This is a genomic window from Amycolatopsis roodepoortensis, from assembly GCF_014873915.1.
GTDB lineage: Bacteria > Actinomycetota > Actinomycetes > Mycobacteriales > Pseudonocardiaceae > Amycolatopsis > Amycolatopsis roodepoortensis.
On sequence record NZ_JADBEJ010000003.1, the window covers coordinates 25,718 to 39,805 of the forward strand.

Here is a 14,088-nt window from a genome sequence, read left to right on the forward strand (position 1 = left end):
GAACGAGGACCCTCGAACGATCTACACAGCGATCCAGCTGTTGAGAGAGCAGCGAGCCGCCGCGTCCGGCAAGCACGACGACGCGCCCGGGGCCGGTGGCCCGATCCAGTGGTCCGGCTGAACGCCGGAAACCGGTCCCGGGAGGTGAAGGCACATGGCGGTACGGCGATCTCTCGTCGTGCGGATGCAGATCGACGGCGTCCGCGACACCCTCAAGGCCTTCGACCTCCTGCCGAAGAACGCGGCTGACGCGCTCCGGGACGCATCCCTCGACCTCGCGTCGAAACTCGCAGTGAAGGCCGCCGCCGATCTCGCTGCGCACGGCGGCCCACAAGGGCGGCTCGTCGCGCAGACCGTCAAGGCACGCCGCGACCGTGTCCCGGTCGTCGAGGCTGGTGGCACCCGGCGCCTCGGCCGCCACCGTGCACCCGCCTACGGCTTGGTGTTCGCGTCCGTGTTCGGCATGACCCGTCGCTCCGGTTGGTACGCCAGCCCGCGCTACGGCGGGCAGACCGGCACGCAGTACCGGGAGCACCGCGGCACGAACGCCTACGCGTTCTTCCCCGTCATCGAGCGGGAACAGCGAGAGATCTCCCGCGCGTGGCACGCCGCCGCGGACCGCGTGGTGCGCGAGTTCGCCGAAGGTGGTGACCTCTGATGGCGAGCGGCGAGCGCACCGTCAGGATCCGGTTCGACGGCACCGCGAAAGGCCTCGCGAAGGCCGCCTCGGAATCCAAAGCGCTGATCAAGGACGTCGAGCGCGCAGAGGCCGCGGCCTACGCCGAGTCGGCGCGGCGGGAGAAAGCCGCCGAGAGGGAACGGATCGCCTCGGCGAGGGCGCAGGCGAAGGAGGTCGCGGACGCCGAGCGCGAGATCACGCGCGCCCAGCGGGAAGAGATCGCGAAGCAGAAGGCCGCGATGAAGGAGGCGGCCGACGCGGCAGACGACCGTGGCCGTCGGATCGACCGACTCCGGAACAAGATCCTCGGCTTCGGCAAGGCGATAGCGAGCAAGTTCAGCGTTGCCGCACTCGGCCTGTCGTCGATCAACGGGCTTATCGGGACGCTCGTGGGCATCGTGTCGTGGGCGGGAGCGGCTTCGGGCGCGCTCGGACTCATCCCGGGTGTGCTCGCTGCGGGCGTTGCCGGGATGCTGGCGTGGAAGCTCGGCGCAGACGGGATCAAGAAAGCGTTCGAGGGCGTCAACCCGCAACTCGATGCGCTGAAGGTCAAGGTTGGAGCGACGTTTCAGCAGGGGCTCGCTCCGGCCGTGCGGGACATCAACACCCTGCTACCCAAGACCACCACGCATTTTCAGGGGATCGCGCGGTCGATCAGTGCGTCGATCATCGAGTTCACCGGCATGTCCCGGCAGAAGAGCAACGTCGACGCACTGAACACCACGCTGGACCACTCGGCTGGGTTCATCCGCAACGTCGGGCGCACTCTGGCTCCGCTCGGGCGGGCGTTTCTCGACCTCGCGCAGGTCGGTTCGGAGACGATGGAGAAGCTGACCGGCGGCGTCGGTCGATCGGCGCAACGGTTCGCCGACTTTATCCGCGAGGCCAAGGAATCCGGCAAGATCGAGCAGTGGATCAGCGGCGGGCTGGGCGCGTTCAAGGACCTATGGGCGCTGCTGAACGACCTCGCGTCCATCGTGCGGTCGGTGTTCGGCTCGCTGCAAGAGGGCGGCGCCGGCGTCGCGCCGATGCTGTCCCCCGCCATCGACGCGGTGCGGCGGTTTGTGCAGAGCCCGGAAGGACAGGAAACCTTCCGCACACTCGGCGAGGTTCTGTCCAAAGTGGGCGAAGCCGTCTCGAAAATCCTAGGCCCTGCGCTGGAAGCCGTGCAGCCGCTGATCGAGCCACTCGGCGATCTGCTGGTCACGATCGCCGAATCCGCCTCGGACGCGCTCGCTCCCGCGCTCGAAACGCTCGGACGGATCCTCGGCCCGCTGGTCAAGGCGCTGTCACCTGTGGTCGAGCAACTCGTGAAGGGGCTGGCCCCGATCCTGCCGGTGCTGCTCCGATCCCTCGCGCCGCTCGCTGCTGCGCTGATCCTGCTCGCTCCGGTGATCATGCTGCTCAACATCCCGCTCCTTGGTGCTATCACGATGTTCACCGCGCTGGCGCAGCTGATGCAGGGCGACGTTGTTGGTGCTGGACAGACGATGTCCAACGGGCTCAAGGCGTCCTCCGAGGCGATGCGCACGATCACCCAGACGAACTGGGGCGGCATGGCCACCGACGTGATGACCGCGATGTCCTCGGCCGGATCGGCGGTGTCGACCGGCAGCGACGGAATGTCCGGCGACTGGGGCAGCGGAATGCAGCTGATGGGCAGTGAGACGTCCACAGCTCTCGACGGCATGATCGGTAAATTCGGTGAGTCGATGCCGCAACTGTCCAGTATGGCGGGAGAAGGCGGGCTGACCGCCGCGTCGCGCTTCGGGCTCGGCATGGACCAGATGAACTCGGGTGCGCGGACCGGAATCGGCAACGTGGTGGCGAAGGTCGTGCAGCTGCCTGGAATGGTGCTGCGCGGTCTCGGGAACATCGGCTCGATGTTGCTGCACTCCGGGATGGAGCTGCTTGCCGGGTTCGGCCGCGGCATCGAGCGGATGGCCGGCCGGATCGTCGACAAGGTCCGCGGCTTCGTGGGCCGGATCCGGGACATGTTCCCGTTCTCACCGGCGAAAACCGGGCCGTTCAGCGGCCGTGGCTGGGTCCTGTACTCCGGCATGTCCATCGCCGAATCCTTCGGTGACGGCGTGCTGGCACGCACCAGCTCGGCCGTCGCCGCCGTGCGCGCGATGTCCGGGCGTGTGGCATCCGCCGTCCCGGACGAGCTGCTGCCTCTGGCCCCTTCGGGCGCGGCGTCCGGCTCGCTCGCGGCCAGCGCCGCACCGAGCGGCGGCTCGGCGACGAGCCGCTCCGGGGAGCCGCGGGTGATCGAGCTGATCGTGGACCTCGGCAAGGGCATCACCGAGCGCCTCCATATCGAGATCGACGAGGCCGACCGCGCGACCGTGCGCGCCGCTGGCGCGGGCACCGGAGGAATGCGATGACCACGACGATCGGACTGGAGGAGTAGATGCCACCGCCCTACACGTCCTACGCTGCTCTGTCCGCCGAGCAGGTGGAGAACGTCGACTACACGCGTACCGCAGTCGTTCCGGCCGGGGCGACGTGGGCTGCGATCGCCATCCACGGTGGCGCGATCGAGGCCGGTACCGGAGAGCTGGCCAAACAGATCGCCGCCACACGGATGGCGTTCTACGAGTTCGCCGGGATCAAGACATCCGGGAACTCGGACCTGCACATCACGAGCAGCCTGTTCGACGAGCCGCAGGCGCTCGCGCTCGTCGCTGCGTCGACACACACGGTGTCGTGCCACGGAATGGCCGGCACTGACGGGGTCGCCGAAACCTACATTGGCGGACTCGACGGCCAGTTGCGGGACCTGATCCAGGCGAAGCTCGGCGCGGCAGGGTTCACCGTCACCGTGGCTTCTGCCGAACTCGCGGGGACGAACCCGGCGAACATCTGCAACAAGAACCAGCGACGGGCCGGTGTCCAGCTGGAGCTGTCGAACACGTTGCGTGCGTCGTTCTTCCCCGGCGGCGATCTCTCGGCCGCCAACCGAGCCACAGGGCTGCGTACGCCCGCGTTCTACGCCTACGCCGCAGCCGTACAGGCCGCGGTGATCGAGTCGCTGACCTACGACGATTCGATTTCGCGTGTGCGGCTCTTGGGCACTGCGCCGGGGATCAAGGATCTGTTCGCCCGCACGGTGTCCTCCGGGTGGGGCGAGGCACCCTCGGGGCACACCTGGACGACCAGCGGCGGTACAGCGGCGAACTTCTCCGTGTCGGGCAACCTCGGCCGCCACACGCAAACCTCCGTCAACGTGTCCCGCTGGTGCCTGATCGGGCCGCCGCTGACAGACGTTGACTACACCATCACCGTCGGAGCCGACCAGGTAAGCGCCGGCGGATCGCAGTTCCTGCACGCCGTCGCGCGCGCGGCCGACACCAGCAACTGCTACCTGGCGCGCGTCGAGCTGACGACAGGCAACGCGGTGCTGCTGACGCTGCGCAAGCGCGTCGCCGGAGTCGAGACCCTGCTCGGTTCCACGGTCACCACCGGCCTGACTCACACCGCCGGGGCGTCCTATTCCCTGCGTTTCCAGGTGACCGGCTCCGTGCTGGCCGTCAAGCTGTGGGCCACCGGCGCCGAACCTGCCGCGTGGACGATCAGCCTGCTGGACAACGCGGTCACCGCCGCCGGACAGATCGGCGTCCGGTCGCTGCTGTCGAGCAGCAACACCAACACCAGCCCAACCGCGACCTACGCCAATCTGGCCACCGTCGGCGCTGTCGCCGTGGAACGCTCGACGGACACGATCACCTGGCACACGGTGCGCGGCGGGCTGAACCTGCCCGGCAACGCCCGCCAAGAGGTGAAACTCGACGACTACGAATTCGCCGCCGGACTGCCGAACTTCTACCGAGTCCGGGTGTACGCACCCACCGGGGCGACCCTGTTCACCGAGACGGACGTGATCACTCCCGTACTCGACTCGGTGTGGATCAAGAACGTGCGCCGCCCGTCGCTGAACCGGAAGGTCACGGTCACCGGCGTCTCCGACATCATCGCGCCCTCGCGCACCGCGACCTTCGACGTGGTGGGTCGTACCTATCCGGTTGCGATCGACGACGTGCGCGGATCGAGGCGCCTCACGTTGCAGGTGACCACCACCGACCTGGGCGCCGCCGCCGACTTCGCGAACGCGCTGGCGCTCGGGACCACGGTGTTCATTCAAGCGCCGACCGAGTTGTCCGCCGTGCCGACTCTGTACGCCTCCATCGGCGACGCCACCCAGTCACGGCCGCGCAGCTCGGCGAGGTCGACGCGCCGGTACTTCGACCTGCCGTTGACCGAGGTCGCCGCCCCCGCGTCCACCGTGTACAGCGACACGTTCGTGTACGCGGATGTCCTGGCGACCTACGCCACGATCGCGGACGTGGTGGCCGCCAACCCGAGCTATTCGGCGCTGGTGGACAAGGTGAGCGACGCGGTGGTGATCGTCCCATGAGACCGGCCACGGACTCCTTCCTCGCGTCGCTGCGCGGATCGCACACGATGGCGACGCGTTGCACGCTCGTCGCTCCCGGGCAAACCGGTGTGAATCCGGTGGGTATCCCGGTCCCGGGTGTCGACCTCGACGGCCGCCTGCCCCCCATCTCTGGCGCGGTGAATGTCGACATGACCGCCGACATACAGTCCACCTTGGACCTGACGACGCGGTACCCGTGGCCGACGAAGACGACAGACCCCGGAACCCCGTACGGGCAAGAGATCTACGTCGAGCGCGGCGTGGAGTACGGCATCGGAACCCGCGAGTTGGTGGGCCTCGGATACTTCCGCATCGACCAGATCGAGCAGCTGCGCGTCCCGGACGGCGCGATCCGGATCACCGCGTCCGACCGGATGGCCATGGTCCGCGACTGCCGACCGGTCACGCCGGTGCGCTTCTCCGCAAGCGCCTCGGTCGGGGCCGTGATCGACTTCGTGGTAGGGGAGGCCGTGCCGAACCTGGTCACCGTTTACCCGCCCGAGTTCGACGCGTACACGATCCTGCTCGGCGCCGAGCACATCCTGAATGACGACCGACTCAAGTTCCTTCAGGAACTCCTTGCTTCCTACGGCATGTACGGGTACTTCGACTACGCCGGCCGTCTCCAAGTGAAGGCCGTCCCGGACCTGACCAAAACGAAGCCCGTGTGGGAAATCAACTCCGGTGCCAAGGGTGTGCTCGTCGAGATGAAGCGCGCCATCTCTCGCGCGGGCGTCTACAACATCGTCGTCGCCCGCGGTGAGCCGATCGGGGAACTCCCGCCGGTGCAAGGGATCGCGCAGGACGACGACCCGGACTCACCGACATTCGTCGACGGTGATTTCGGCGCCATCGCAACGTTCTACAGCTCGTCGTTCATGACCACCGTCGCGCAGTGCGAAGCGGCCGCGGCCGCGAAACTCGCAAAGGTGACCGGACTCCCGTACCAAGTTTCCCTCGGCACCATCCCGAATCCAGCGTTGGACGGATGGGACGTGGTGACCGTCTCCTACCCGGGCGGATCCGAGGTGCACGTCATCGACCGCATCACCTACGGCCTCGCGCCGGAGGACTCGATGGGCATCGACACCCGCAAGAGCTACTTGACCCGGAAGGCGGGCTGATGGACGCGTTGGGAATCGCGCAGCTGATCGCCGCCGCGTCGGCGCCGCCCTCGGGCGGAGAAGATGCAGCGTTCTACACCGGACAAATCCAGTCGTGGGACGACGCGACCGGCGTCAATTCCGTGCTGGTCAACGGAACCGTCGTCCCGAACATGCGGTGTCTCAGCATCGGCGCCGGGATCGTGCTCGTCCCCGGCGACGTGGTGATGATCATCCGGAAGCAGACGCAGTGGTTCATCCTCGGCAAGGTCGCCGCACCCGGCGCCGGTGCCGCGCTCGGCGTCCGCCAGGACTACGTGGGCGCGTCCGGCTCAACCTCCAGCGCCACGTATGCGGATCTCCCGGGATCGTTCGGGCCGAGCGTGAGCACCTACATATCCTCGGCGCGGCGGGCGCTCGTGCTGGTAGGAACTCAATCGAGCTGTATCAACGGCTGGGCCCACATGGGCGTCGAGGTGTCCGGCGCGTCGTCGATGGCCGCGGGCGCGCTGACCAACCAGGCCGCTGCCATCAGCGGGACATTCGATATCGCGCACCCGGGCGCCGGGACGATCATCGGGTGGGGCAGCCCGTTGTCGGTGCACGTCTATACCGCGGCCGATGGCCTCAACCAGGGCACCAACGTCTTCACCGCGAAATACAAGCGCGAGACGGCGGGCGGTTACACCGCCGATCTGGCCGACTTCATTCGTCGTCGTCTCGTCGTCATCCCGTTCTGACACAAGGAGAGGAGGCCCGACCATGGGCGCCACAAGCCGCTACGGCTGGCCGTACCCGGAACTGTACGACCCGCCGAACACTGCCGCGCACATCAAGGCCGCGCTGGAAAGCGTCGAGGCCACCACGGGCGCGCTCGATGACACCGTGGCCGAGTCCTCGGTGTTGTCCGACACCCCCGTCACCACGAACTCGGCGCTCACATCCGGCACCGGGAAAGTGATTTGGGTGTCGCGTCAGGTCACGCTGGTGGGAGGAAAGCAGTACCGGGTCTCCTTCGATACCGGGTGGGACGTGGTGGCCGGATCGACCGGTGTCTTCGAAATGCACTACGTGTCGGGATCCACAGCCACGCTGACCGGCGCGACACGGTTCTACGTACGGCGCAAGATCGCATCCAACGTCGGCGCGTACCTGGCCGCTGAGGGCAAGAAAACCTTCGTTGCCCCGAGCTCGGGTACCTACACGATCATGGGCGTCATCTGGAATCTGGATTCCGTGGCGATGAAAACCAACGGTGGGACACCGAACGGCGTCGACAACACGGGCGTCTTCATCATCGAACGGGCATGAGGGCGGTTGTCCAATGTGGATCAGAGCATTAGAAAATGCCTTAAGGGAGGCGAAATCATGGCACAACCCGGAGACGTGGTGATCACGACTCGCGAGCTGTACGACGAGATGCGAGCCGTGCACGACGAGGTGAAGAGCATCGGGGAGAAGGTCGCCGACATCGCCGACCATGAAGCCCGGATCCGTTCTCTGGAACGGAAAGTGTGGGTCGCGCTCGGCGGCGGCTCGGTCCTCGGTGGACTCGCCGGAACCCTCGCGACGGTCCTGCTGGGGGGCGCGTGATGGCCGATCCGATCACGTTCGTTATCGACATCTCCCACCACCAGGACAAGAGCCTGAACCTGGCGCAGACCCGGCGTGACGGTTGCGAGCTGTGCCTCATGAAGGCGGGCGAGGGCTCGTCCTTTGTGGACCCGGATTTCGCCTCGAACCTCGTGGAGGCGCGTGCGGCGGGGCAGCTCGTCGGGGCGTACTGGTACCAGCGGGGGAATGTCTCGGCGGCCGCGCACGTCGCGAAGATCAAACAGGTTGTGCCGAAGGACGTGCCGGTCATCCTCGACGTCGAGCACGGGTCCGGCGGGATCGCGCTCACCCGCGAGATCATCCGGCTCCTCAACGGCGACGGCTACCGCACGCCGCTGCTCTACATCCCACGCTGGTACTGGCAGCAGATCGGTTCGCCATCGCTGGTCGGGCTGCCGCCGCTGTGGTCCTCGCGGTACCCGGACAACGTGGTCGGCACGCTCGCCGACGAGTGGGCGGACGTCCCGCCGCACTACTGGAACGGCTACGGCGGGCTCGGCGTGCTGCTGCTCCAGTTCACCAGCTCGGCCCGCATCGCGGGCTACCAGCCGCTCGACGCGAGTGCGTTCCGCGGCACCCGCGCACAACTCGCCGCCGTGCTCGGCGGCCAGACCCAGGAGGACGACATGCCCAGCGTCGAAGATCTGATCCACGCGAAGGTCATCCCGAACAAGGTGTACGGCGATGCGCCCGACTCGCTCGGCTCTTTGGTCGCCTGGACCAACGCGGAAGCGCACTGGGCGAACGCCAAGCTGGACGCGCTCAACTCCACCGTCGGCCAGCTCGTGAAGGCGGTCGCCAACGTCGGCGACCTCGACGAGGCCGCACTCGCGCGGGAACTGGCGCCCCTCGCCGAAGCCACGATCAACGCCACGCTCGAGCGGATCCTCGCGGACAAGGACACGGTCGACGAAAAGGCCGTCGCCCAGGCCGTGTTCGACGAGTTCCGCGCGCTGCTGGGGCGTGACCAGTGACCCGGCTCGGTGACCGCCTGGTGTCGTGGCTGCGCACCATCGTGCCGGGCCTGTGGGCGTTGGGGATCGCGTGGCTGGTGGGGCTCGGCCTGCCGGACAGCGTGACCGGCGCCGTCGACGGGCTCGGCCAGATGGTGCTCATCCCCGCGGCGCTCGCGATCGTGTATCCGCTGCTGCGTGCGGTCGAGGAGAAGATGCCGCCGTGGCTCACCCGCGTGCTGCTGGGCTCGAATCAGCCGCCGAACTATGGCACGAGCGCGGACGGGACACCGGTGGTGAACAGCCTGCCGCCTGCGCCACCGCCGCGTGGCGGCGACGTCGACTGAAGGATCGGGGCCCGCGCTTGCAGGGGAGCGCGGGCCCCCGCCTTGCTATCCGACGTTCCACCAGTCGATGATCATTGGCAGGCCTCCTTTCGCTAGTCGGTTTCCAGGTCAGAGAGCGGAACCGGCTACAGCCGTTGCCCCTTCTGCCGCAACGTGACCCCCGCCGCGAGCAGCATCCGGCGCGTCACCCCGAACGAAAACCCGTACGCGGCGGCGACTTCGTGGATCGTCGCGCCGTCCTCATACCTGGCCGCCATACCCGGCGGCGCCGGCGGAGTCTCTGGGCCGACGTGGCGCAGCGTCACACCCGCTGATTGCACGAGGTCGCGCGCCTTGTAGTAGGTCAGCCCGTGGCGGCCGGCGAGTTCTCCGAGCGTGGCGCCCGCGACGTATGCGGCCGCCAGCGCTGCGGGATCGTGGTCGTTCGGCATTCCGTTCCCTGGTTGTTGGCGAAACGCGAGGGCCCCGGCGCGCTGGGAATCACGCCGGGGCCCTCGCTCCCATTCGGCCCGCTCTCACCCGGGCCCCACCACATACTGCAACCCGACGTGGTGGGCTGGTCCGCTCGCCGAGTGGGGGGCCGAATCCTTCGGGGAGCCAAAAGGACGGACTCGGCGAGCGGGGTGGACACCCGGTCGGCACGCTGGTTCGGGGACCGCGTGCCGGCCGGGCAGCTTCAGGCGGGCGGGATCACGAGCCCGCCCGGGGTGACACGGTGGCCGGCGACGACGAGTTTCCGTTCGTCGCGGCGCATGAACCGGCGATGGTCTAGCCGCCGGATGCCGTACTGGATGGCCTCGAACGGCGGGACCTTCTTGCCGTTGAAGACCACGGTGAGGCTTTTCGCTTCGACTGTTTGCCGCTCCACCTCGACGTCATGTTCGATGCTCAGCTTGATCAGGTCGCGGCCCCACTCGTCGTGATCTTCGACCTGCTCCCATGGCAAGAGCATGAATCTGCCGAGACGGAGCTTGCCCAATGCGTCACGGTGGTCACGGATGAACTCGATCGGCGGCTCCATCAGTCCACCACTCCTTCGACGTGGTCGGTCTCGCGAACAGGAAGCGGGGCCAGGCAGGCGCACCACGCGCACGCCGGAGCGAACCCAAGCTCCTGGGACGCCCATCCCGCCGCGCCCTGCGGCGCGTCGGCGAACCGTGACTCCTGGCACCACAGGCCGACGCGTCGGACACGGAGCTTGGCCTGGTGGGCCCAGTGGACGTGGTCGTCAGATCCCCGAACCGGCACGTACACCGCACCGGCCTGTCGAACCTGCAAACCGCCGAGCTCGATCACGGCAGGAATCGGCGGGAACGAGCTGTGGAACTCCACGGGCATCGTCATCGCCTCCAGACCAGCGGGCAGCGGACGACTTGGTCGCGGCGCTGAAGGGACGCGCACGCGTCACAGGTCCGGGCTCGCGGGGGAGCCTCGGCCCGCACGTTCATCCGAGGGATGAGCCGCGGTTCGGCGGCGCCTTCCTGACACCGGGGGATGAACCAGAGGATCGTGTCGTCGGCGACGTCGGCTTTCAGGAGATCGTGCACCTGACCGCCGAGGATCCGGTCCGCGCAGTAGCACGGCACGTAGTCCTCGTCGGTCATCGCGATCACGGCCGCGGTCACCGTCGACCCTCAACGCGCGCAAGGTCTCGCTCGGAGTCGTCCAGATTGGTCTTCAATCGGGCGATGGCGTCGTCGGTGAGCAGTGCGGTCGGCCCGTCCCCAATGCCCATAGCCCGGCTGAATCTGCCGTGCCGGTCGGTCGTCACGCCGATGGTGATATCGACGGCCGTGCCGGTCGAGTCCACCACGTGGACCACTCGTGTTCTGCGCCATCCCCGACTTGTCACGGGTAAGAAGCTAAGAGCGATAATGCCTGGTGAGAGGAGCCTCGCGAGGTGGCCATTTCCAGGGGGTGGCCAGAAGACGAGGCCAGAGAGATGATGGCCACTTTAGGCCGGGCGACGTGAGGGGTACCTGTGGAGCAGGACAGCATCGGCGGACTGCTCCGGACCTTGCGTGAGGACACCGGGCGATCGCAAACCGATCAAGCCTCGACCCTGTCCGAGCTTTCAGGGCAGGCCATCACCAGAAACGAGGTCTCCCGCTGGGAGACTGAGAAGCGCCTACCGACACCCTTCTGGCAACAGCACATCGCAGCCAGCTTCGGAGTCGAGGAGAAGACGATCAGCCGCGCCGTTTCGACTGCACGGGCGAAACGACGCAAAGAAAGGGGCGGGGTGCAGCGGCGTGAGTTCATCGGGGCAATGGCCAGTCTGGCAATCCCGCTCGCTCGCACCGACCAGCCCACCGCCCGTCTGATCGGCCGCTCCGACGTGGCGGAACTACGCCGCCGAACTGCCCGCCTACGGCGCCTGGACAACATCATGGGCGGCGCCGAAACCTTCCCCGTCTACGCCGCCGAAGCCGACTACACCCAACGGCTGATCCGCGAATCCAGCCACACCGAGGACATCGGACGAGAACTACTCGCCCTACTTGCCGAACAGCAGCAGCAGGCCGGGTGGGCGGCATTCGACCACGGGCAGCACGCGCTCGCGGAACAGCTGTACGACGACAGCCGGGAGAATGCCGAAGACGCACAGGCGTTGGATCTCGCCGGGAACGCGATTGCGTACGCCGCGTACCAGCAGACAGCGACGCAACAGAGCGGCACGGCACTCGCGGCGGACTCGTACGACGTTGCACGCCAGGTCGCCACACCGAAGGTGGGAGCGCTGCTGCTGGAACGGAAGGCATGGGCGCACGCGACGGCGGGGGAAGCACAGGAAGCCGACCGGGCGCTGAACCTCGCCCGCGAGGCACTGAACACCCCGGCGACCAGGCCGGAACCGGATTGGGTGTTCTGGGTCGACGCCGCCGAAATCGACATCATGGCCGGCCGCTGCTGGACGGAACTCCGACGGCCGCTGCGCGCCGTCCCGGTGCTCGAACGGGTTCTCGGCGAGTTCGACGACACGCACGCGCGGGACAAGTCCCTGTATCTGACCTGGCTGGCGACGTCGTATCTCCAGGCCCGCGAGGTCGAGCAGGCGGCGGAGACTCTGGGGCATGCGGCGGACCTCGCGGCAGGCGTCACGTCGGTTCGTCCAGCCCGCCGCATCGAAACGGTGGCGCGCCGTCTCGCCCGCCACCGTTCGACACCAGCCGTCGCCGATCTCCTCGCCCGACTAGAGGTCTAGCGGGGACGCGTCGACTCCTCGGCCCACGCCAGATAGTCGGCCGAACCGCGAGCCAGCTCGACGGCCGTCACCTCCGGCTTGTCCCACGGGTGGTTCTCGATGATGTACGCCTCCAGTTCGGCGTACCTCGCGTCGGTCGTCTTGAACGTCACGTTGAACTCTTCGCCGCGGCCGGACTCGCCGAGGTGCCAGAAGAATGACGTGACAGGACCGACGACCTGCGCGGTACCGGCGAGCCGGGCAGCGACGGCCGAACCCGCCAGCCGCTCGCCGGATTCCCGATCTGGGGTTGCTGTGGTCACGACAAGATGAACGGTCATGACCATCAGGGTAGGGCCCCGGAGATGGCTCGCGATCGGACAGCAGAACGCCCCGGCGCCGACAGGCACCGGGGCGCTACGACGAGCGATCGCTAGTAGCTCCATTCCCAGCCGCCGCCGGCGTTGGTCAGTCCGCCCGGAATCAACGCGAGCGTTCCCGACTTGGCCGGCACTTCGAGTTCGATTTGGCCGGTGTACTTCGAGTTCGATGCCCACGTGTTCGGAAGGCGTTTCAAGCTCATTACCTTGCAGCTGCCCGCGTTCACGGGGGCGGTGACACCGTCGGCGACGGTCTGGAAGGCGAACGGGTTGATCGTCGCGCCCAGCTGCGCGGCGTCCTCGGGGGAGAGCTGTTCAGTCGCGACCCGGACGTCCAGCACGAGCGTGTGCGTCCCGGCCGCGCGGTTCATGTACTCGTCGCACTTCGGGTCAACCGTGATCTTGTCGATGGAGAACGTCACGGCCTGCGTCTTGCCATCCTGGCCCGTGAACCCGGCTGCTTCGCCGAGCTTCTTCGGGATCCGGCCCTGCGCGTTCGACCCCGCGGGGGCGCCGTCGCTCGGCGCCGCGGCGGCCGCCGAGTCCTGTACGGCCGGGAGGTTCGCGGCGTCCGGGGTGCCCGGCTTGGGCTGCGTTCCGCACGCGGACGTCAGGGCGGCCACGGTGGCGATGACGGCGAGGGTTTTAGAGGTGGTGCGCAAGGTGATCTCCTGGGTTATGTGTCGATCGAAGTAGGTCGTGTTGGTGGGCGGGGTCGTTACGGCACGAACGGGTGGTCAGCGAGGCCAGCCGAGCGCGTAGCGAGCCGAGTCCAGCTCGTCCGCCGTGCAGCCCTCTTGGCCGGTCGCCTTCTTCCGGCGCTCGAGATACGGGGTGATCGGTGAGCCGAGCAGCATCGAGCCGCAGTCGGCGACGATCTCGAACGCCTCGCCGTAGGCGCGCATCGCCCGGCCCGGGAAGAGGGCTTCTTGGCGGGCGTGCATCCACTCGTGGTTCACGACGGTCACGATGGCGTCGCACGGTGCGGTGTCCGAGATCGTGATGTCCTTCGACCCCGGATAGCCGGCAGCGCCCCACGCGCCATCCGGTATGAAACCGAACTGCCACCTGTACCCCGCGCGGCCGAGCTCGTCGAGCCGCGCGTTCATGACCGCCACGCGATCGCACGACGGCGCCGCGGTCGCCGGCCGCTCCAGCTGGATCGCGGTGAGAAGGCCGGCCACAAGCAGCAGCGCGACGGCGACCGGCAGGCATCCGGCGAGTACGTGCCTGGGTCTCGGTGGTTCCCCCATGCCACCACTTACGTGTGGATCATGCTCGGTGTTACGGCTGTTGCCGATTCGTTTCGTTGCGTACTGCACCTCTGCCCCATATCTGCCCCACGTGTGGGGCTAACGGGCAGGTCAGAGCAGGAATGCGCACTATTCTC

General features: G+C 67.7%; 18 protein-coding genes. 10 read left to right on the forward strand and 8 right to left on the reverse strand.

The annotated features are described in order from the left end of the window. Positions 1 to 154 precede the first annotated feature (154 nt). The 9 genes from H4W30_RS10365 to H4W30_RS10405 are packed head-to-tail and all read left to right on the forward strand — an operon-like array spanning position 155 to position 9,134. Positions 155 to 658 (forward strand): hypothetical protein, encoded by a 504-nt coding sequence (locus tag H4W30_RS10365; RefSeq protein WP_191334946.1) that lies wholly within the window; start codon positions 155 to 157, stop codon positions 656 to 658. Beyond that, the gene (locus H4W30_RS10370; protein ID WP_191334945.1) at positions 658 to 3,066 is read left to right on the forward strand and encodes a hypothetical protein; all 2,409 of its coding nucleotides are present in this window, start codon (positions 658 to 660) and stop codon (positions 3,064 to 3,066) included. Before H4W30_RS10365 ends, H4W30_RS10370 begins: the two co-directional genes overlap by 1 nt. A 26-nt stretch (positions 3,067 to 3,092) precedes the next feature. Beyond that, complete coding sequence (locus H4W30_RS10375; RefSeq protein WP_191334944.1) at positions 3,093 to 5,096, forward strand: poly-gamma-glutamate hydrolase family protein; 2,004 nt, start codon at positions 3,093 to 3,095, stop codon at positions 5,094 to 5,096. Then, positions 5,093 to 6,241, forward strand: coding sequence for a DUF5047 domain-containing protein (locus H4W30_RS10380; RefSeq protein WP_192742664.1), 1,149 nt, complete (start codon positions 5,093 to 5,095; stop codon positions 6,239 to 6,241). Before H4W30_RS10375 ends, H4W30_RS10380 begins: the two co-directional genes overlap by 4 nt. After that, entirely contained in the window at positions 6,241 to 6,960 is a 720-nt protein-coding gene (locus H4W30_RS10385; RefSeq protein ID WP_192742665.1) for a hypothetical protein, read from the forward strand. The genes H4W30_RS10380 and H4W30_RS10385 overlap by 1 nt, the downstream gene beginning before the upstream one ends. A gap of 22 nt (positions 6,961 to 6,982) precedes the next feature. Further along, a complete protein-coding gene (locus tag H4W30_RS10390) occupies positions 6,983 to 7,531 on the forward strand; it encodes a hypothetical protein (RefSeq protein WP_191334941.1) in 549 nt (182 codons plus the stop codon). A gap of 57 nt (positions 7,532 to 7,588) precedes the next feature. Further along, positions 7,589 to 7,813: a hypothetical protein gene (locus tag H4W30_RS10395; RefSeq protein WP_191334940.1), complete on the forward strand. Its 225-nt coding sequence runs from the start codon at positions 7,589 to 7,591 to the stop codon at positions 7,811 to 7,813. Then, positions 7,813 to 8,808 carry a glycoside hydrolase family 25 protein gene (locus H4W30_RS10400; RefSeq protein WP_191334939.1) on the forward strand — a complete coding sequence of 332 codons (996 nt, stop codon included), beginning with the start codon at positions 7,813 to 7,815 and terminating at the stop codon, positions 8,806 to 8,808. The genes H4W30_RS10395 and H4W30_RS10400 overlap by 1 nt, the downstream gene beginning before the upstream one ends. Next, positions 8,805 to 9,134 carry a hypothetical protein gene (locus H4W30_RS10405; protein WP_191334938.1) on the forward strand — a complete coding sequence of 110 codons (330 nt, stop codon included), beginning with the start codon at positions 8,805 to 8,807 and terminating at the stop codon, positions 9,132 to 9,134. Before H4W30_RS10400 ends, H4W30_RS10405 begins: the two co-directional genes overlap by 4 nt. Positions 9,135 to 9,259: 125 nt before the next feature. On the opposite strand, the gene H4W30_RS10410 is transcribed toward H4W30_RS10405, so the two are convergent. From H4W30_RS10410 to H4W30_RS10430, 5 genes are all read right to left on the reverse strand, one after another. Next, the gene (locus tag H4W30_RS10410) at positions 9,260 to 9,565 is read right to left on the reverse strand and encodes a helix-turn-helix domain-containing protein (RefSeq protein ID WP_191334937.1); all 306 of its coding nucleotides are present in this window, start codon (positions 9,563 to 9,565) and stop codon (positions 9,260 to 9,262) included. A gap of 245 nt (positions 9,566 to 9,810) precedes the next feature. Then, positions 9,811 to 10,155, reverse strand: coding sequence for a hypothetical protein (locus H4W30_RS10415; protein WP_191334936.1), 345 nt, complete (start codon positions 10,153 to 10,155; stop codon positions 9,811 to 9,813). Beyond that, complete coding sequence (locus H4W30_RS10420; protein WP_191334935.1) at positions 10,155 to 10,478, reverse strand: hypothetical protein; 324 nt, start codon at positions 10,476 to 10,478, stop codon at positions 10,155 to 10,157. The genes H4W30_RS10415 and H4W30_RS10420 overlap by 1 nt, the downstream gene beginning before the upstream one ends. Beyond that, on the reverse strand, positions 10,475 to 10,759 hold the full coding sequence (locus H4W30_RS10425) for a hypothetical protein (protein ID WP_191334934.1): 285 nt from the start codon (positions 10,757 to 10,759) through the stop codon (positions 10,475 to 10,477). Before H4W30_RS10425 ends, H4W30_RS10420 begins: the two co-directional genes overlap by 4 nt. Beyond that, on the reverse strand, positions 10,756 to 10,947 hold the full coding sequence (locus H4W30_RS10430) for a hypothetical protein (protein WP_191334933.1): 192 nt from the start codon (positions 10,945 to 10,947) through the stop codon (positions 10,756 to 10,758). The genes H4W30_RS10425 and H4W30_RS10430 overlap by 4 nt, the downstream gene beginning before the upstream one ends. A gap of 168 nt (positions 10,948 to 11,115) precedes the next feature. Here H4W30_RS10430 and H4W30_RS10435 point away from each other — a divergent pair, with 168 nt between their 5' ends. Next, on the forward strand, positions 11,116 to 12,339 hold the full coding sequence (locus H4W30_RS10435; protein ID WP_191334932.1) for a helix-turn-helix domain-containing protein: 1,224 nt from the start codon (positions 11,116 to 11,118) through the stop codon (positions 12,337 to 12,339). Here the strand turns inward: H4W30_RS10435 and cutA are convergent. The 3 genes from cutA to H4W30_RS10450 form a co-directional block, all read right to left on the reverse strand. Then, positions 12,336 to 12,659, reverse strand: coding sequence for a divalent-cation tolerance protein CutA (gene cutA / locus H4W30_RS10440; RefSeq protein ID WP_191334931.1), 324 nt, complete (start codon positions 12,657 to 12,659; stop codon positions 12,336 to 12,338). The genes H4W30_RS10435 and cutA overlap by 4 nt on opposite strands. 92 nt (positions 12,660 to 12,751) lie before the next feature. Beyond that, positions 12,752 to 13,360 (reverse strand): hypothetical protein, encoded by a 609-nt coding sequence (locus tag H4W30_RS10445; protein WP_191334930.1) that lies wholly within the window; start codon positions 13,358 to 13,360, stop codon positions 12,752 to 12,754. 75 nt (positions 13,361 to 13,435) lie between these two features. Then, positions 13,436 to 13,951, reverse strand: coding sequence for a hypothetical protein (locus tag H4W30_RS10450; protein WP_191334929.1), 516 nt, complete (start codon positions 13,949 to 13,951; stop codon positions 13,436 to 13,438). Positions 13,952 to 14,088: the final 137 nt, after the last annotated feature.